The organism is Helicobacter anatolicus, assembly GCF_021300615.1.
Lineage (GTDB): Bacteria > Campylobacterota > Campylobacteria > Campylobacterales > Helicobacteraceae > Helicobacter_H > Helicobacter_H anatolicus.
Window position 1 is genome coordinate 210383 of record NZ_JAJTMY010000003.1, and the last position, 20147, is coordinate 230529.

Annotated in this window: 18 protein-coding genes; 2 read left to right on the forward strand and 16 right to left on the reverse strand. The window is 27.6% G+C overall.

The window, feature by feature from the left end; genetic code table 11:
* Window positions 1-936: 936 nt before the first annotated feature.
* The 9 genes from LW133_RS05295 to dnaA form a co-directional block, all read right to left on the reverse strand.
* On the reverse strand, window positions 937-2106 hold the full coding sequence (locus LW133_RS05295; RefSeq protein ID WP_233077393.1) for a cytochrome-c peroxidase: 1170 nt from the start codon (window positions 2104-2106) through the stop codon (window positions 937-939).
* 20 nt (window positions 2107-2126) lie between these two features.
* Window positions 2127-4799, reverse strand: a complete 2673-nt coding sequence (locus LW133_RS05300; RefSeq protein ID WP_233077394.1) for a TonB-dependent receptor plug domain-containing protein — start codon at window positions 4797-4799, stop codon at window positions 2127-2129.
* 168 nt (window positions 4800-4967) lie between these two features.
* Window positions 4968-7097, reverse strand: a complete 2130-nt coding sequence (locus LW133_RS05305) for a TonB-dependent receptor domain-containing protein (RefSeq protein ID WP_233077395.1) — start codon at window positions 7095-7097, stop codon at window positions 4968-4970.
* 48 nt (window positions 7098-7145) lie between these two features.
* The gene (locus LW133_RS05310; RefSeq protein ID WP_233077396.1) at window positions 7146-7472 is read right to left on the reverse strand and encodes a dihydroneopterin aldolase; all 327 of its coding nucleotides are present in this window, start codon (window positions 7470-7472) and stop codon (window positions 7146-7148) included.
* Window positions 7469-8134 (reverse strand): glycerol-3-phosphate 1-O-acyltransferase PlsY, encoded by a 666-nt coding sequence (plsY, locus tag LW133_RS05315; RefSeq protein WP_233077461.1) that lies wholly within the window; start codon window positions 8132-8134, stop codon window positions 7469-7471. The genes LW133_RS05310 and plsY overlap by 4 nt, the downstream gene beginning before the upstream one ends.
* Before the next feature lie 18 nt (window positions 8135-8152).
* Window positions 8153-8410, reverse strand: a complete 258-nt coding sequence (locus LW133_RS05320) for a superinfection immunity protein (RefSeq protein WP_233037732.1) — start codon at window positions 8408-8410, stop codon at window positions 8153-8155.
* A 3-nt stretch (window positions 8411-8413) separates the two neighbouring features.
* The gene (gyrB, locus tag LW133_RS05325; RefSeq protein ID WP_233077397.1) at window positions 8414-10732 is read right to left on the reverse strand and encodes a DNA topoisomerase (ATP-hydrolyzing) subunit B; all 2319 of its coding nucleotides are present in this window, start codon (window positions 10730-10732) and stop codon (window positions 8414-8416) included.
* A gap of 15 nt (window positions 10733-10747) precedes the next feature.
* Window positions 10748-11815, reverse strand: a complete 1068-nt coding sequence (gene dnaN, locus LW133_RS05330) for a DNA polymerase III subunit beta (protein WP_233077398.1) — start codon at window positions 11813-11815, stop codon at window positions 10748-10750.
* Between the two features lie 172 nt (window positions 11816-11987).
* A complete protein-coding gene (dnaA, locus tag LW133_RS05335) occupies window positions 11988-13286 on the reverse strand; it encodes a chromosomal replication initiator protein DnaA (RefSeq protein ID WP_233077399.1) in 1299 nt (432 codons plus the stop codon).
* 79 nt (window positions 13287-13365) lie between these two features.
* Here dnaA and ruvC point away from each other — a divergent pair, with 79 nt between their 5' ends.
* A complete protein-coding gene (gene ruvC, locus LW133_RS05340) occupies window positions 13366-13830 on the forward strand; it encodes a crossover junction endodeoxyribonuclease RuvC (protein ID WP_233077400.1) in 465 nt (154 codons plus the stop codon).
* Here ruvC and galE read toward each other — a convergent pair.
* Window positions 13808-14848: a UDP-glucose 4-epimerase GalE gene (gene galE, locus LW133_RS05345; protein WP_233077401.1), complete on the reverse strand. Its 1041-nt coding sequence runs from the start codon at window positions 14846-14848 to the stop codon at window positions 13808-13810. The two genes, ruvC and galE, sit on opposite strands and share 23 nt — an antisense overlap.
* A 77-nt stretch (window positions 14849-14925) precedes the next feature.
* Here galE and LW133_RS05350 point away from each other — a divergent pair, with 77 nt between their 5' ends.
* Complete coding sequence (locus LW133_RS05350) at window positions 14926-15390, forward strand: acyl-CoA thioesterase (protein WP_233077402.1); 465 nt, start codon at window positions 14926-14928, stop codon at window positions 15388-15390.
* Here the strand turns inward: LW133_RS05350 and LW133_RS05355 are convergent.
* The 6 genes from LW133_RS05355 to LW133_RS05380 all read right to left on the reverse strand — a co-directional run bounded on the left by LW133_RS05355 (window position 15379) and on the right by LW133_RS05380 (window position 20122).
* Window positions 15379-15987: a hypothetical protein gene (locus LW133_RS05355; RefSeq protein WP_233077403.1), complete on the reverse strand. Its 609-nt coding sequence runs from the start codon at window positions 15985-15987 to the stop codon at window positions 15379-15381. The two genes, LW133_RS05350 and LW133_RS05355, sit on opposite strands and share 12 nt — an antisense overlap.
* Complete coding sequence (gene pdxA, locus LW133_RS05360) at window positions 15980-16903, reverse strand: 4-hydroxythreonine-4-phosphate dehydrogenase (protein ID WP_233077404.1); 924 nt, start codon at window positions 16901-16903, stop codon at window positions 15980-15982. The genes LW133_RS05355 and pdxA overlap by 8 nt, the downstream gene beginning before the upstream one ends.
* A 262-nt stretch (window positions 16904-17165) precedes the next feature.
* Entirely contained in the window at window positions 17166-17948 is a 783-nt protein-coding gene (locus LW133_RS05365) for a pyridoxine 5'-phosphate synthase (protein WP_233077405.1), read from the reverse strand.
* A 39-nt stretch (window positions 17949-17987) separates the two neighbouring features.
* Entirely contained in the window at window positions 17988-19073 is a 1086-nt protein-coding gene (locus tag LW133_RS05370) for a DUF354 domain-containing protein (RefSeq protein ID WP_233077406.1), read from the reverse strand.
* Between the two features lie 12 nt (window positions 19074-19085).
* Complete coding sequence (locus LW133_RS05375; RefSeq protein WP_233077407.1) at window positions 19086-19283, reverse strand: hypothetical protein; 198 nt, start codon at window positions 19281-19283, stop codon at window positions 19086-19088.
* Complete coding sequence (locus tag LW133_RS05380) at window positions 19283-20122, reverse strand: class 1 fructose-bisphosphatase (RefSeq protein ID WP_233077408.1); 840 nt, start codon at window positions 20120-20122, stop codon at window positions 19283-19285. The genes LW133_RS05375 and LW133_RS05380 overlap by 1 nt, the downstream gene beginning before the upstream one ends.
* Window positions 20123-20147 lie beyond the last annotated feature (25 nt).

Below are 20147 nucleotides of genomic sequence, written 5' to 3' on the forward strand. Positions count from 1 at the left end.
TTCACCACTAAGTTGAATATTACCCAAATAGATTAATTTCACATGTATTTCTTACATATTTACAAAAAGATAGAAGTACAAAGGTTTATAATATAGCATCTCTTTATTTAATAAGATTAATATTATATTTTTCTAAAGCTTTTTATTAAATCTTATAGATACACTATAAATATCATCACTTGTGATAGTTAGGGTTGGTGTATTGATCTTCAAAGGTTTTTATTAAAACCTTTAATATAAAATATTAATTCAATTTTTAAATATTTTTATCTTTTAAGTGTATTTTTGGTGTGAAATTCTACTAAAAAGTTAAAACTGCAAAATAAAATTTCAAAAATTTTACTGAAAAATATTTAAATTTCTTATATAACAAAGTTTTAAAGATATTGAAATTGTTTTAAATGATTGCGAGAGTGATAATTCTATAAAAATTGCACAAAAAATTGCCAAACAAGATTCTTGTATTTAAATAATTTCAAATCCTAAAAATATAGAAACCTTTCATTCTCATTTTAAAAAAGGCAATATTGGTATAATTGTTTTTAATATCAATAATTTAAATAGGATTGAATTCACTCAACAAGATATTCCTAAATATACAAAAAAGCAAAAAAGGTTCTTAATAAGTTTTATAATTATAGTATTTGTGCAAAAGTTTATTCAAGATATATAATTGAACAAATCTTGCAAGCAGTAAAAATTTATTTTCCTAATACCAAATCTAATCTTCAAGAAAATACTCTACAATGCTTTATAAATTTATATTTTAGAAGTTTTTTGCTTTGCTCCAAAGTTTTATATTTTTATCATGAAAATATAAACTCTGTTTCTTGCTATCAAAGCAATAGCCTTTTTAGAATTCAATACCTTTAAAAACAAATTTATTTTTATCTCTCCAAAATATGATTAAATATCAAAAAAATAAGCAATTAAAAATTAAAGAGTTTTTAAAAAAGATTCTAAAGCCTGCAATTCTTCTTCATCTAGACCTAATTTATGTATCAATGGGCTTATTTCTAAAAATTGCTTGTTTTCATCTTTTCCAAATGCAATGTTATACATATTCAAAACGCCTCTTAAATGAGGAAAGATTCCATTATGCATATATGGTGCTGTTTTTGATATTGAAATAAGTGATGGTGTTTTGAAAGCACCTTTATCTTTTTCATCTTTTGTAATTTCATAGCGTCCGAGATCTTCTAGCTTGCGACCATAAAAACTTAAACCAATATTATGAAATTTAGAATCACTCAAAATCATTCCATAGTGACAATTCATACATTTTCCCTTTGTCCTAAAAAGATGTAATCCATAGATTTCTTGATCACTTAAAGCTTTATCATCACCATTCAAAAATCGATTAAATCTTGAATTTGTAGGTGTAAGTGAGCGTTCATAAGTCGCAATTGCTTTAAGAAGATTTGTAGTTGTCATAATCTCTTGTAAATTTTGTGATATTTTTGTATTTTTAAGTTTTTCTAAATCATCAACACTCACAAATGCTTTGCCAAGCAGAGATTTTTTTTCTAAAGTGATCGAACTTTCTCCAAATGCAAGCAAAAAAAGATTTTGATAAAAAAGGTTATCTTTGATATGTTGTAAGGCTAAAGATACATTATAAGCCATTTCAATAGGATTTTCAATCGGTCCCATTGCCTGTTCTTCTAAAGTATTTGCTCTACCATCCCAGAAAAGTTGTTTATAAAAACCACTAACATAAATACTTGGGGCATTACGATTACCTCTCTGCCTATCATGCCCAAAACTTGTTTTTAACCCATCTCCAAAACCTAATTCTTTATTATGACAACTCGAACAAGCAATTTGTGCACTTTTACTTAATAATGGCTCTTCAAACAAAAATTCTCCTAAAAGCCTTTTTTCTTGCGTAAAGGGATTATCATCTGGTATAGGTGGCAAAGAATCTAAAGGGCGCATTTCTTCATATTCTATACCCTCATCTACCAATGGTTTTGGCCAATCAGAAATATTTTTTGCATAAAGTGTACGATAATTAGTTTTTTTAGTTTGATAAAAGTATCCTCCTAAAAATCCAGTTACCAAACTCAAACACATAATACAGAATAATATAATAAATTTTTTCATCTTGTTTACTCTTTTACATTTCAATATTTATACCCTATTTCTATGTAAAAAGATCTTCCAATTTCATAAATAGGTGTTGCACTCAATCCCGCGCTACCATAGCTTAAATTTGTAATAGCAATATTTTTTGTATCCAAAAGATTGAAAATATCAAGATTTACAAATAAAGTATTTTTTCTATACATATCTACTTCAAAGCCAATCCTCATATCCCAAGTAAATGCATCTCTTACTCGATAGGTTTTAAAAGTTGGCACTTGCGTTAAAACACCATCAATTATTACACTATCTTGAAAATTATTCCCTACGCTAATCATCGTATTATAAGCACTACGATATCTAAAAAAGTTGTTGAAAAGCCATTTTGTACGCCAAAAATAAAAATGATGAGTTGTATTTAAGCGTATTGTAAAAGGACGGACAAAATTACTTGCTGGTCTATCGGCATAACGTATTATCTTGCCATTATAACTGATGTATTGATTATCAAATTCTCCTTGTGTAAGATTCTCATTATAATCTGCATAGTTTCTCTTAATATTTGTAAAATCAAATGCAAATAAAAAATAATTTTTAAACCAACTAAAGCCTATAGATTGATCATTTTGAATACTTAAAGTTACAACATCTGTATCACTCTTTCCTTCATTAGTATAAACATAATGCAAATCCTGTGTAAGTTTAGAATTTGACGCACAACTTAGTGTACTAATATTACCTTGAGAATCTTTACAAGCTCGTCTCACCTCATCACGCCCAAAACGATGAATATATTTTGCACTAATAGAAAACATTGAAATATTTTGTTGGATTCCACCCATTAATTCATCAGAATAAGGCACGCGAATCTTTTTGAAATTTGTATCATTTTTATTTTGTGTGGCAGTTGCCTCACTCCAACTTTGATTATAAGAACTCTTAATAAGTGTATATTCCAAACTTGAACGACCATCTAAAAGTGCATAGTTAAAAATATTGCGCCCATAATAACGATTTGCCCCAAAAACAAATGAAGTTTGATAATCTTTTTTCACAGGTGTAATATATTTAATACTAAAGCGTGGTGCAAAAGTAATTTTACTCATAAAAGTATCAAAATCGCTTCTTAAACCAATTTTAGATTCTATTCTACCTCCTTTTCCTAGTAAAAAACTCATATCATCTTCAATAAAAAATGCTAAAGTAAAATTATTTACCGCAATTAATCCTTGCTTATAAAGTGTGGAACGATACATATATTGCCCATTATTATTTTCCCAGATTTTTTTTAAACTTGCATTCATTAATGAAGTATCTACCACACCATTACTACAATATTCATCGCCTACTAGACAAGTCTCACCAGTTTTTAAGGGTTTGGTAAAAGCAGAACCACTAAAAATAGTATCACCTAAACGATGGTAATCTGCATAGACAAAACCACTTTCTGTACCAACACTAAATTTATTTAACCATCTTTTATATTTAATCGTATCAAATTCTTGCATAAGTTTGAGATTAAGATTGATTTGCTTACTAGAAACATTTCCATAACCACCCTCGTTATTACTACCATTGACATTCCAATTTTTATCTGTTGAATAACGCCAACCTTTCATATTTTGTGCTGAACCAGTGCGAGAGTTTTCCAAGTAACCAAAATTTAATATTGCTGTAAAATTTCCTATAGAATTATCCCAAATACTTTTTAAATTTGCCTGATGTCCACCACTTTTAAGATAAAAATCAGAATCTTTTGTATTCACAATAAAATATTCATTATATTGTGGTGCAAAAGTATAACTTGCTTCCAATACTAAATTTGATAAAATATCATAATAACCCTTGATAAAAGCATTGTAATTTAGTCTTTTTTGAGTTTTGGTAGTTTTATCTCCAATGATTTGATTAATCTGTCCTTGTGCATAAGATTTAAGTGGAATAAAACTTTGATTTGCACTAAAACTTGCAATCACTCCACTTTTTTCATTAATTTTGGATTCTAAAGAAGCACGAGTAATATATTTGATAAATTTTGGTTGAGAATTTGCGGAAGTAGAGTTTATAAAAGCATCTTGTGATTTCTCATTGATATGATATTTTGTAAGACTAAAACCATTAAAATCTCCTTGAGAAATTTGCTGACTAATCTTAGCACTAAATTTTTTTGTAGGGCGTTTAGTTTCCGCTTCTACTACACCACCACTAAAACCACCATAACTTGCAGAAATATTAGAATCTAAAACTTTAATAGACCCTAATAATGAAGTATCAATATTCATTCCTTGCGATCTTCCTGATAAAGAAGTAGGAGTTGTTGGATTTGTAGTGCCAATTGGATTTAAATCATTATTTATTCCTGCTCCATCTAATAAAAATAAATTTTGATAATATAAACCGCCACTAATACTAATATTTGCTGGATCAATTTCACCTGCAGTTTGTGAACTTAGCTGTTTATTGTCAAATTGAACATTAGGCAAGATTCTAAGTAGACTTGTAATATCTCCATTACCATTTGGATTATCTTGAATCATTTCTTGAGAAATTTTTTCTCCACTAAGATATTTTTTATCTTTTAAAGAACTAACTGAATAAATTTTATCAAGATTGTAAGCTTTTTCCTTTTGTCCTTTTTGATTTGTATCAGAAAGAATTTCTTCTTGAGCCATAAGTAATATACCTGTAAAAAAAAATATTATAATTGTTTTCATTTGATATTTCTAGTATCCCTAGTATTTAAGTTTGTATGATTATATCAAATAAAAATAGTTTTGATTATCATTATTATAAATTAAATTTTTAATGAACCAAAGAAAGAAACTTTCCGCTAAAAACTAAAATTTTAGAGTAAAATCAAATATTTTTAAAAATAAAATATATTAAAATTTATAAGAAAATGAAATTTTTGCATTTATTCCTGGTTCTGGCAATGCACGACGAACTGTATTAATCACTTCATTTGCACTTCCATCTGCTTCTACTTTAAATGGCGATGCTTGATTAATATAATATTGATTAAAAATATTTTCTATAGCAAATTGCAAACTACAATTTTTATGCTTAGGATGTATATAAGTAAGATAAAAATTATGGACATGATAACCTTTTTTATCAATATTTGAAATTTCATTATTATAAATATCATAACCAGTATAATTCAGTCTTTGCACGATTTTACTTACCCAAGAAATACTAATTCCACTTGATTTAAAATCATATCCTAATTTAATCACATAAGTATTTCCTATAGCAGCACCAAGTTCATAAGTATCAGCAATCAATTTTCCCTTCACCATAGGAAAACTTCGTGAAAATGAAAAACTTGCTAAAAAACTTTTGAAAAAATAATCAATCCCTGCTTCAAAGCCATAAATATCAATTAAAGAATCTAAATTATCTCTTAAAGTATCCTCATGGTCTTCATGTCCTGCATGAGATTCATTTTCTCCATGAGAATGTCCACTTCCATAACTATTGATAAAATCTTTAATATTTTGATAAAACACTGCTCCTCGTACAGAAAAATATTCATGATTATAATCAATATCAAATTCAATATTTTGCCCTTTTTCTGCCTTGAGATTCTTATCAACAAAATGATGTTCATTTTGTAATAATAGCGCATCTCCTGGCAGAGCACCACGCGTAACATATGAATACGAAAGTTTTAAATCTAAAGAATCTACTGGATTATAAAAAATTACAACTGATGGAGAAAAACCATAAGTATGATGATTTTGATAGTTTTTATCATAGTAAAAATAAGAATCATAGCGGCTTCCTGCACCTAGACTTAAATTTTCTAATATATAATAATTTGCTTGAATATATCCTCCAATAATATGTCCATCTTCCCTTCCTCTTTGTAAATTATCTTTTAAAGCTTTTTTATCTAATGTAGAAATATTTTGATAATTTAGCCCATACTCAAAAGTATTTTGTTTATTTTCTTTTAATGTATGTGCAACTTTTAAATCTAAACCAAAATTATTTAAAAATATATTTCTTGGAAGGCTTGCTTCTTCTTCATCCATTGCACTATTTCCTATACTATAAGGAGTGAGTTTTACATTTCTAATATTTCCATAAGCATTAAGTTTTATTTTTGGTTCATTAAAATTTTTTGTTCCTTTTTTTTCATAAGCAATAGAAAAATTTTGATTAATATTTTTATGTTTAAAAAGAATCTGAGCATAATCTACTCCCCCACTTAAATCTGGATCTACACGAGTAATATTTGCTCTAAAAGGTCTAATTGCATCATCATTTACAAGATTATAACTCAATGTAATTTTGTCTCTTGTATTAAAAAATATATTAGATTTAAGCAATAAATTATTTTGCATAGAAGGTGAACTAATAACTTTATCATCGGGTGTTGGATGAAAAAGGTTTGTGAAAATATGCTTACCATCTCTATAATAAAAAATATCTACAAAATCATAAGCAGCCAATATATCAAAATTTTTATGATCACTCCCATAGATTGCAAGATTTTCTTTTACTCCAAAATTTGAAAAAAATGAACTCCCAAAAAAAACACCAAAATTTTGATTTCTCTCTAAAAAATCTAAAGCATCTTTTGTAATAATATCTACACTCCCAGCAATTGCACCTGGTCCTGCCGAAGCATTTGCACTTCCTTTAATAATCTCAATTTTTTTTATCATAAAAGGATCAATTACTAAATTTCCTTGATGATGAAATGCATTACCATTTTGCACACTTCCATCAATTTTAACGCGAAGAAGTCTATCTTCCATTCCACGAATATAAAGTTTTTGTGCCATTTTACCCCCGCCACCAACATCAATAGAAGATTCTTTAAAAAACATTTCTTTGAGATCACTAACTTGGCGGTTTGTGAAATCTTCATTCTGTAAAATACTTTTGTTTGTAAAAGAAAAATCTTGTTCTGATTGCGTAAAAATTTCATCAAGTTCTTGTTTCATGGGATCTGCATAATTACAATTTAATATAATTGGTAAAAAAACTAGTGCTTTTTTCATTCTTATAATCCTAAAAAAATAATAATCATTATATCAAAAAAATAAGAATTAAAAAATAATTTTGGTTTTCATTCCTATAATACAATCTTTTAAAATATCAGGTTTTTTAATACTAAGCTCTATGCTTTTTAAACAAGGGAAATCTTTTTTCAATTCTTGAGGAATATTTTGCAATGCATCTTCAATTAAAAAATATTGATTTTCACAAAATAAGGAGATAATTTTATCTTTCAAAAGAACATAATCTAAAAATTCTTGATTTTCATAGGTAAAAATGCCATCAATTATCACTTTTTGTTTTTGATTACGCTCAAAATCTAAAATTCCAATAATAGTTTCAAAAGTTAATTTTTCAATAAGGATAGAAAAAGTCATAGAACTTTTTTTTCTTCTCCTTTAAATAAACGCTTAATATTTGGAATATGTGTATAGAAAATCAAAATTCCAATAATAATTACTGGGGCATGAGAATGAATTTGTGTAATGATATTTATAGAATCTGGTAAAGGAATTATATAAGGAATCAAAAAATTTAAAAAAATACCACTTAAAACCCCAAGTAATGAAGAAAGTGATGAAATTTTTAAAACCTTTCCAACAAAACCCCATACTAAAAGTCCCAAAATCCCTTCTATAGGAATCAATAAAATTATAGAACCAATTGCTGTTGCTACACCTTTTCCTCCCCTAAAATTTAAATAAGGGCTATAACAATGTCCTAAAATTGCTAAAATTGCAATCATATATTGCACAGAATATTCTAAATCAAAAATTTTTGCTAATAAAACGACAAACATTCCTTTAGTTGCATCTAAAATAATCGTAAGTAAAGAAAATTTCTTAGCATTTTTAGAATCAATATCTTTTAATGCACGATAAACATTTGTAGCACCTATACTTCCTGAACCAATTTGTGTAATATCAATTTTATAAAATATTTTTGTAAGGACATAACCAAAAGGGATTCCACCAAATAAAAAAGCAATAATATAAAAGATTGCATTAATATTTGTAATCGTATACATTAAATTATCTATCATTTTTTCCTCAATATATTATTTTTCTTGTTTATTTCCCGTATTATACACAGACCAAGCAAGTGAAATAACCCAAGCCAGTAAAGTAAATCCGAGAAAAAAATTGATCACTAAAATACTATAGCGATATTTACTCTTACGATAAAAAGCAATAAAAGTTGGTAAAAAATAAATACAAAAACCTATTAAAAATAGAAAAAACAAAAGTAAATAATCCATAATTGGAGAAAGTTGCTCTGAAATTTCTATTCCATCAATAATTGTAATTTTTTGCATGAATTAAACATCCAAATGTTTTACATTTTTTGCATTTTCTTGAATATAGGCACGACGCGGTTCTACCTCATCTCCCATAAACAATGTAAATATTTTATCTGCACTATCTTCATCTTCTAATGTAACTTTTAATAATGTTCGATTTGCAGGTGTCATTGTAGTTTCCCAAAGTTGTTCAGGATTCATTTCACCCAAACCTTTATATCTTTGAATATAAGCACCCTTTTTTGCAGATTCTTCAATATCTTCTAAAACTTCAATTAATTCTTTGCCTTCTAAGAAGCTTAAATCGCGTTCAATAATTTTATTATAAATAAAATATGCTTCTTCAAAAAAGTTATCTACAAAAAGATTTTCATCAATATTAAACTCTACAAGTCCTGTTTTTGTCTGTATATAAAGAGTAATATTATCCTTTGTAATAAGTTTATTTAAAATATTACATTCAATTTTTGATAAGAAATCTTCTATTTTTTGATACATTTCTTCAAAAGAAAGAGAAATAATTTCACGATTTTCAATCAAAAATTTAATAATTTCAATCATCGGATAACGTTTTTCAAGTTCTTTTAATACACTTCGATAATGTGAAATATATTTTAAAATCTCCAAAAGTTCTTTATTTCCTATTCCCTGAAAATTAAAATTTTCAATCCCATTTTCAATCAAAAATTCACTTAAAGCTTTTTCATCTTTTAGATAAATCTCTTTTTTACCTTTTTTAAAGCGATAAAGTGGAGGTTGTGCAATATAAATATGGCCATTTTGTACTAATGGTTTTAAATAGCGATAGAAAAATGTCATTAATAATGTTTGAATGTGACTACCATCTACATCAGCATCTGTCATGATAATAATTTTATGGTAGCGTAATTTTTCGATATCAAATTCATCACCAATTCCACAACCAAAAGCTGTAATCATATTTTTAATTTCATCAGATTTCAAAATTTTATCAAGACGAGATTTTTCAACATTTAAAATTTTTCCTCTTAATGGTAAAATTGCTTGATAAACACGATCTCTCCCTTGTTTAGCACTACCCCCTGCACTATCTCCCTCTACCAAATAAAGTTCAGAAATAGTAGGATCTTTACTTTGACAATCTGCCAATTTTCCTGGTAATGTACTTACACTTAAAGAATCTTTTTTTCTTGTAAGCTCTCTTGCTTTTTTAGCAGCTTCTCTTCCTCTTGCAGCAACTAGGGCTTTTTGCATAATTATTTTTGCTTCATTAGGATTTTCTTCAAAAAATTTTGCAAGTTTTTCGTAAGTAAGTTTTTGTACAATAGGTTTAACAAAAGAACTCCCAAGTTTTCCTTTGGTTTGTCCTTCAAATTGAGGTTCCATAATTTTTGTAGAAATAATTGCTATAAGTCCTTCTCTAACATCTTCACCTTGAATTTTAGAATCTTTTTCTCTAGCATTTGCATTAGATTCTATGTAATTCATAATAGCACGACTAAGTCCTGCACGAAAACCTGCTTCATGTGTTCCACCATCAGGAGTTCTAATATTATTTACAAAACTTAAAACTTTTTCATCATATCCTTCATTATAAGCTAAAGCAATTTCTATTTCCGTATCATTTTCTTGTGCTTGAAAACTAATAATTGGTGAAATAAAAGGTTTTTTATTAATATCTTCTACAAATTGATGCAAACCATTTTCAAAGTGATATTTTTCTTCTTTTCCTGTTTTTTCATCTTTAAAATACAAAGTAACATTTTGATTAAGATAAGCCATTTCTTTAAAGCGTTTAATAAGAATATTAGCATCAAAGTCTAAAACTTCCATTACTTCGCCATCAGGGAAAAATTCTATAGTAGTTCCATGCTCTTTAGTTTTTCCAATAATTTCAAGATCACTTTGTGGAATCCCTTTAGCAAATTCTTGTCGGTAAATATTGCCATTTTTTTTGATTGTCATAATAAGGCGTTTAGAAAGTGCATTTACAACACTAACTCCTACTCCGTGTAAACCACCAGAAACTTTATAAGTGTCTTTATCAAATTTTCCGCCTGCATGTAAAACAGTTAGAACAACAGTTGCAGCAGGAAGATTTTCTGTAGGATGAATATCTACAGGAATACCACGACCATTATCTTCAATAATAGCACTTCCTTCATTAGTAAGAGTAATTTTTATACTATCACAATATCCCGCCATTGCTTCATCTATAGAGTTATCTACAACTTCATAGATCATATGATGTAAACCACCTATATTGGTATCACCAATATACATTCCTGGACGTTTTCTAACTGCTTCTAATCCTTTAAGGACTTTAATATTATTTGCGCCGTAATCCTTATTTTCCATGAATAAAAAACCTTTTTAGTTTTGGATTGGTAAAATTAATGTTGAGAAATCCCCATCTTTTAAGACAAATGGATTTTTTGCTTCATTAATGCAAAGTTCAAATTCTGTATTTTCAATCTGAGAAAGAAAATCAACAATATATCGAGAATCTACACAAAGATTCATTTCTTCTTCAAAATTAGTTTGGTATTCAAATTGAGTTTTTGCTTTTCCAGAATTATCTGTTTGAATTGTTTCAAATAAAATTTCATTATTTCTAAAAGTAATTTTAATTTTTTGTGAAATTGAGTTGGTAATTTTAATAGCTTCAAGAAAATTTTGTTTAGGGAGTTTTGTTTGGATTCTAAAATCTTTTGCAATAATTTTTTCATAATCTGGAAAATTTCCATTAATAAGTTTTGTAAAAAAAGTGTAATATTGATTTTTAATAATAAGTTGATATTCATTATAAAAAATTTCAATTTCATCTGAAAAGAGTTTTAAAATTTCACTGATAGCTTTTTTGGGAATAATAATATTAAGTTTTTCAAGAGATTGGATTTTCTGTTTTACTATTGCTAATCTTCTTGTATCTGTACCTACAAAGTTAAAAGTATAATCTTTTAAATCAAGTAAAGCACCTGTTAATTCTGGTTTTTGATTAGTAGAATCAATTGCTGGAGTAATTTTTTTGAGAAATTGTATAAAACTAGAAGTATCAAAGTTAATTTTATTTTGTATTGTTTCTTGAATATTTTTAGGAAATTCATTTGCATCAAACATGGGAAGTTCAAAACTTGTTTCTTCTTGTTTTATATAAAGGTTTTGTCCATCTGTTTCAATAGAAATTTCTTTATCTTTCAATCTTTTAATGGAATCTAAAATTCTTTTACCACTTACTGTTGCATTTCCATCGATTTCTTTTTTAATATTAATTTGAGTTTCAAGCCCTATTTCATAATCTGTTGCTTTAAGAATTAAAGTATTGTCATGAGTTTCTAAATAGATATGAGATGTAATTTGTGAAGAATCCTTTTTATCTAAAAAGGGTTGAAGATTATTAAGAATAATTTCAAATTTACTTTTTTCGATGCTGAATTTCATTTTTTCTCCTTATGAAGCTTTATAATATTAAATTTTCTAGTAGTAGTAGTATGGTTGTGAAAAGTGTGAAAATCTTTTAAAATTCCCAAAAATATGGAACTACAACATAAAAAATTTAATATATTTTTATTCACATTTATGTGCCTTATTGTATCGAAAAATTAAAAAACTTTTATAGCTTGTTTTTAATTTCATCGATTTCAGATTGAAGTGTTGGATTTTCCTTAATTTCCTTATTGATTGAAGAAATTGCTTTACTTACTGCACTGTGATCTTTCATATTTAAGGATTGAGCAATCATTGTCATAGAATTTGGTATCATTTGTCTTGTAATAAAAATTACTATTTTTCTTGCCTTTGCTATGCTTTTTACTTTACTTTTAGAAGAAATTTCACTAGGTTTAATATTAAATTTTCTTGCTACTGCTTTGATAATATCATCAATGCTTGGATTTTTTTTAGGTTCTTTTTGTATGTCTTTGATAGCATTTTCTACTGTAGTTAGCGTAATAGATTGTCCAAAAAAAGATAATGCATTTAATTTAAGTGTAATTCCTTCAATTTGTCGGATATTTTCTCCGACATTAGAAGCTAGATATTCTATAATATCTTTACTAAGTTCAATATGATTAATCACACATTTTTGTTTTATAATCTCTATTTTTGTTTCTAAACCAGGAGGTTGAATATCTGCAGTAATTCCCCATTCAAATCGGGATTTTAGACGCTCAGCAAGACCAGTAATTTGCTTAAGGCTTTTATCAGCAGTCATAATAATTTGTTTTTTTTTGGTGTGTAATTCATTAAAAGTATGAAAAAATTCATCTTGAATTTGTTGTTTTCCACCAAAAAATTGTACATCATCAATTAAAAGATAATCACAATTTCTATATTTTTCACGAAAACTTTCCATATTATTGCTTTGAATTTTAGAAATATAGTCATTTAAAAATTGCTCAGCAGTGATATAAATAACAATTTTATCTTTTTCAATAACTTTATTTCCGATAGCATTAAGAAGATGTGTTTTACCTAATCCTGTACCACCATAGAATAATACAGGATTATATCGTTCACTTTGTTTTTCACAGACTTGTTTTGCAATTTCGTAAGCAAATTTATTGGAATCTCCTTGGATAAAGGTTTCAAAGGTATAAGAAGGGTTTAGAGAATTTTGTGTTTTTTGTATATTTTGTTTAAAACTTTTCACATTTGTTTTTTTTATTTCTTTATTAATGTGAATTTCAGGTTGAGTTTTGAAATATTTTTCAAAGATTTCAAGGATTTTTTTATTATATTGTGTTTTAATCCATTGTTCAATATAAATATTTGGGACAATAATTAGTAAAATATCGTTGCTATTGGATTTTACTATGTATTCCATATTAGAAAAAAGATGATTATAAGCCTCGTATCCAAATTCCTTTTTAAAGATTTCACGGAGGTCTTGTTGGGAAATTTTTTGTGACATTTATTTTTTAACTCCAGATTTCACATATGTGAAATTTTGTGAAAAACTGCTACCATTATAACAAAAATAAGGTATAAAAATGAATATCTTAGGTATTGATCCAGGGAGTAGAAATTGTGGATATGCAATCATAAAAAAAGATAAAACAAAATTATTTTTATTAGAAGCAGGATTTATTAAAATCAAAGAAAGAAAATTACAATATCAGATTACAGAATTTATTGAGGGGATTGATTTAGTTTTAAAAAATTATCACATTGATGAAGTAGCGATTGAAGATATTTTTTATGCTTATAATCCAAAAACAGTCATCAAACTAGCTCAATTTAGGGGAGCATTAAGTCTAAAAATTTTACAAGATTTTGGAAATTTTGCAGAATATACACCTTTGCAAGTTAAAAAAGCATTAACTGGTAATGGCAAGGCAGATAAAAATCAAGTTGCTTTTATGGTAAAAAGGATTTTAAATCTTAAAGGTGAAATTAAGCCTTTAGATATTACAGATGCTATTGCTGTGGCAATCACTCATTCTCAACGTCTCTGAGATAACATTCAAAATCATAGGCACTTTGGATGATTTTTTCTAAATGATTATATTTTGGTTGCCAATTTGTATATTGAAGAATTTTTCTATTATCAGCAATCAGTTTTGCGGGATCTCCTGCCCTATTTCCTAAAATTTCTACTAAAAAATCTTGTTTTGTTACTTCTTTGACTTTGTCTATTACTTCTTTAACACTGTAACCTTTAGAATATCCAACATTAAAAATATTAGATTGTTTATTTTGAAGTAGGTATTGATATGCACTAAGATGTGCACTTGCTAGATCGTTGATGTGGATATAATCTCTAATACAAGTGCCATCTTTTGTATCATAATTTATCCCATAAATTCCCATTTTTTCTCTTTTCCCTACTGCACATTCTAATGCAATTTTAATGAGATGAATGGCATTTTTACTTCTTTGTCCTAGAGCATGAGAATGCTGAAAATCATTATCCATGTTTGCACCAGCAACATTAAAATATCTTAAAATTACATAATTAAAATCATAAATTTTACTACTATCTTTTAAGATAAATTCACTCATCATTTTAGAAGTTCCATAAGGATTGATGGGATTTAGACTAAAATTTTCATCAATAGATTTAAATTCTCCTTCTGGTTGCCCATATACCGCAGCAGTAGAGGAAAAAATAAAATTTTTTATATTATATTTTGTGCATAATTCTATAAGAAAAGTTGTATTAATAGTGTTGTTTTTATAATATTCTAGAGGAATTTTTGTAGATTCTTCAACAGATAAAGAAGCGGCAAAATGTAATACACATTCAATGCTATAGGTATGAAAAATTTGTTCTAATTTTTCTTTATTATTTAAAGAATAATTGAAAAAAGTGATTCTATTTTTAAAACGATTTTGAAGATATTCTAGATTTTGTATAAAACCTGTTGAGAGATTATCTATTACTAAAAAATGATGATTGGTATTTTTTAAAAACTCTAGTAATGTATGCGAACCAATATATCCACAGCCACCAGTTACAAGAATAAAAGACATAATTTTACCTTTTTGATTTATTATATCTAAAGTAAAAAAAATATGTTAAATTAAAAAAAATCTAAATGGAGATAAAAATGGAAACAGCATATGATTATGAAATGGATCCAAGAGTATTGCGTATGTCTATTTTGGTAAATCCTTCAATGGCAAATTTTAGTGGTGTAATGCACGGAGGAGATTTATTAAAAATTTTAGATCAGGTTGCTTATGCTTGTGCAACAAGATATTGTGGTGTAGGTGTAGTAACAATGGCAGTAGATAGTGTGACTTTTAAACATCCTATCCCTATTGGTTCTTTATTGACTTTTTTAGCAAGTATAAATTATACGGGAAATACAAGTTGTGAAGTAGGAATCAAAGTAATCAGTGAAGATATTAAAAATAAATTTGTTACACATTGCAATAGTTGCTATTTTACAATGGTTGCAATAGAAGGTGGCAAAAAGGTAAAAATACCACAGTTTGAACCAAAAACAGAGATAGAAAAACGTCGCTGGAATAAAGCAATTGAAAGAAAGAAGAAAATGTTACAAAAGTAGATTTTCTAGACTTTCTTCTTTGGTGTAGAGTTTGATAAAGTCTTCAAACTCTAATTCTATATCTTGATTTCCATAATAATCAATATAAATTTGTTCTTCTATTGTAGAAATATAACAAATTCCTATAATCTCTTCTTGTTTTTTCTTGAAACAAAGTTCAATATATTTGTGAAATGTCTGACCAATTGTGATTAGATCTTTTTTGTTTTTAGGGATAAGGCCATAAAGTGAGAATTTCTTTTGCAAAAAGCAATTATTTTTATAGAGATAATATTGTAGAGTAGGAATACTACTTTCTTTAATAAATTTTTGTTCAATATTGATTCCAAAAATAAGGTTTTTTTCGGTTTTAAAATTAAAGGATTTGAGATATTCTTGCAGACTCATGGGATTTTTTTCTTTAGTAATTTCATTATTTAATACAAAACTTAAAAGATTATCAATATCATTATTGAGTTTTTCAATTTTTTGATCAGTTTTTTCAAAAATATTTTTTTGATTGGCAAGTTCTACATAAGCACGATTTAGCATACTTTCTAAAACTTGAATATAATATTTTTGCTCTGTAATGATTTTTTCATAATCTTGATTATTCATTTTTTTCCTTAAATTTTTTTCCCAAAAGTATAGCATTGATATAGCTTTGTGTAGTAGCTTTATTTTGGTAAGCAATATCAAACCCCACACCATGATCAACAGATGTTCTCAAAATAGGAATATTTAAAGTAATATTGATGCTTTCATAAAAATAAAGTGCTTTAAGTGGTGCAAGACCTATATCATGATAAAGTGCGATAAAAATTTTATACTTTTCTCTCATTGGTGGACTAAAAGCACTATCTGCTGGAAAAGGGCCCTTAAAAATTTCCTTATTTAAAATTTTATTAATTTTATTTATACTTTCTTTTATAATAAAATCTTCATCTCCAATTAGTCCATTGTCACCACAATGTGGATTTAATCCTAATACAGCGATATTTTCTTCCTTAGTGCAGTAATAAAAATTCTTTAAAAATTCTAAAAGATTTTTCTTTGTAATTTTATTGCTTACAGATTTTAAGGGGATATGATCACTAAAAAGTGCAACAAACATTTCTTCGCAACCAAGCATCATAATTCCTTCTTTTTTATAGCGATGGGATAAATATTCTGTATGTCCGACAAAATTAATTTTTGCACATTTCCAAGCAAATTTATGAATAGGCAAAGTAGTAATAAAATCTACCTCATTTTTTTCTGCAAGTTCACATGCTTTTTCAAAACTCTTAAAACTATAGAATCCAGAATCTTCCTGAATTTCTCCTATATGAATCATGGGCATAGGTGCATTAGGTGGAATAAAAATCATATCTTTTGCTAGGGGAATTTTTAGAATGTCACTAATTTTTTTAAGTAATTCTTGATGAGCACAATAAATGGGAGTGCAAAATTTTTTGATAATTTGGTGGGATTTCAGGAGGATTTCAGGAGCAATTCCATTAACATCACCTATGCTCACACCAACTTTATACATTTTTACCCCTAAAATTTATAATTTATCCCTATGCTATCTAATACTTTGTAATAGTTCACATTTATAGAGGTTAATTCTACACTAATTTGATAATTAGGAGATAAATTTTCTTTTATACATTGCATATATAGCCTAATTTTACAAATAGATTTTTGTATAAAACTTTATACATTTTGCTTGATTTTTTTTGTTGCTATTGGTAGAAAAATTATGATCAACAATATTGCATAAACAAAAAATACAAAAATTTATATTTGAAATTTTAGTAAAAATTATCGTTATTTATGATTTTTTGCATATCATCTATTGCATTTTTTAAGCCGACAAAAATTGATCTTGCAATAATGCTTTGCCCAATATTAAGCTCACTAATTTCTTGAATTTCTGCAATTGTTTTGACATTAAAATAATTTAGTCCATGTCCTGCATAGACTTCAAGATCAAGTTTTTTAGCATTTTTTGCAATGGTTTTTATTTGTGTGATGCAATCTTGCAATAAGGATTTTAAATCTGTATTTTCTAGGCTTTTTATTGTGTTTGGTGTTCTTTTGAGATTACTATAAAGCATTAAGGAAAGATTGGCATAACTACCAGTGTGAATCTCAATGCCATCTGCACCATAATCTTTTGAAAGTTCCAAAGATTGCATATCAGGATCGATAAATGTGGCAACTTGTATGTGATTTTTATGAAATTCAGCAATCACATCTTTGATTTTTGTATTTTGCATAATAAGACCACCTTCTGTGGTAATCTCTTCTCTTTTTTCTGGCACTAATGTAACTTTGTAAGGCTTTTTTTTACAAATAAAATCAATAATATTTTCGTCCATTGCACATTCTATATTGACAGGCAAAAATGAAGAATCTATAATTCTTTCTACATCAAATTCATTAATATGGCGTCTGTCTTCTCTTAAATGGATTGTGATTTGAAATACCCCACAATTTTTTGCAATAAAAATTGCTTCTAGTGGATCGGGATCGTTGATTTTTCTGGCTTCTCTAAGTGTGGCAATGTGATCGATATTTAAACCTAAATGCATAAAAATCCTTTAAAAATATTTTTGGTATTATAAAACTTTTTAATTTTGAATATAAAATCTTTGCTTAATAATTGCAAAAATAGATTCAAAATTTGCTATGGAGGGTTCAAAAAGTTTTTTGGCAAGAAGTTTTGTGTTTGGAGGTTTTTTTTCTAGCCATGATTTTACTTGATTAAAAACTTGTAAAGAAGTTGTGCAATGTTGCATTAATTGATGATCTAATAAATAGCGATCATGAAATAAAAAAAGTGAACGTGTAGAAATTGTCGGAATACCTAGATAGCAAGCTTCCAAATTCATTGTCCCACCTCCACCAATTAGCATATCAATGAAAGGATAAAAATCTTGCGGGGAGAATTTTTTGTCTAATATAGTGAGGTTTTTGATGTGGGAAAATTGTTTTTTTAAACTCTCTAAATCATAGCGAGGCATAAGAATTAAATTTACATCAAGTGTGCTTAAAAGTTCTATGCTTTCATAAATAATAGGGAGTTTTTTTTCTACATAATGTGCATTATATTCTTCTTCACGCAATAAAATTGTAGGTTTTGTAGAATCTAAATGATAATTTTGTAAAAAATTTTGTCCTTTTTTAAGATTTTTTAACCAGAGTGCAACATCAATAAATTGATAAGGAATAATATTTTTTGATTCTATTCCTAAAGCACTATAACAAATCTCTGGCACAATAAATGGGCGAAAAATAAGATTACTTAAAGGTAGGGTAAGTTTTGCAACTAAAGAAAGTTTAGAAATTTCAAAACACTCACCAATTAATGGCGTATCAGAAAATTGTACAATAGGGATTCCTAAGCCAAATGCAGTGTGTGTACCTTCTACGCTTACTCCTGTGATAAAAAGCTTAGGTATGCCATATTTTTCAAAAAGTATAAGAAATTCTTTTTGGCGATCTAGACGCGCTTGAAATTTATCAAGCTTTTCTCCTCCACCATATCCCCCCACACAAACTGCAGGAATATTAAATAGTTGTAATAGTTTTAAGCATTCATCATAACCTTTACTTGCACGTGTGGTGATTAGCACTTCATCAAGAGTTTTTAATAATGGAATAAAATCCTTAAAAAATAAAACATATTTTGGATCTGTGATATCTAACCAAATCAAATATTTTTCCTTTTAAAATTCAAATGCTCCTTGTTCGCCTTTATTCATGCTTTCATAGACGGATTTTACATATTCTTGACGTATTTGGCATTGTAAAACCTCTTTACATTGCATACAAGAAGTAAAATTTTTATTTTTTTGACATTCTTGTAAGTTTTGTAAAGTGTTATGAAGTTTTTGTTCAAATATATCGTTAATTGTTTCGCTCATTAAAAACCCTTTGTATTTTTGAATTTAGAAATTTCATATTTGCTACCAAAAAAACAAGGTGTAGTGTCATGAAGGCTTTTACAAGGTAAATCAAGTAATCGTTTTCCATCTTCTGTTATAGCCTCGCCACCACAGCATTCATAAATATAAGCAAAAGGAAAAACCTCAAAAAGTTTTCTTAGTTTGCCATTTGGAGCATCGCTTGTTGCAGGATAACTAAAAATCCCCCCACCTTTGATGAGAATTTGGTGTAAATCAGGCACCATTCCTCCAGAATATCTCAAACGATAACCTTCTTGAAAAAAGGATTCTATGATATTTTTATGCATAGCACTCCAATTTTTTTGTGTACCACCAGTAGCATTGATCTTACCTTTTTCTTTGAGCTTTGGTGTTTCTTTTTCTTTCCATTCTTCGCCATTAAACCCTAGATATAAAACTTGATTTTGGTATGCAAAAATAATTTCAATTTTAGGACCATAGATAATGTAAGAGCTTGCGACAAGATTTTTGCCACTAAAATCTGTTCTATAGATTCCAAAAATGCTACCAATGCTAAGATTGCTATCTACAAGCGATGAACCATCAAGTGGATCATAGGCAATAAGAAAGTCTCCTTCTTGTTTATAGATAGCTTCTTCTTTTTCTTCACTACATATTCCTTTGACACAAGGAAGGGCTAAAAATTTTTTCTCAATGAGTTTATCTGCCATTACATCGACTTGGAGTTGAGTATCTCCGTTACTATTTATACTTTCTAGATAATTACAATTTGCTTGTTGTAATAAAGTATGAGTTTGTAAAGCAATCTCTTTGATGGTATGTAATAAAGTTTGCATTTTTTCCCTTTATTTTTAATTTCCA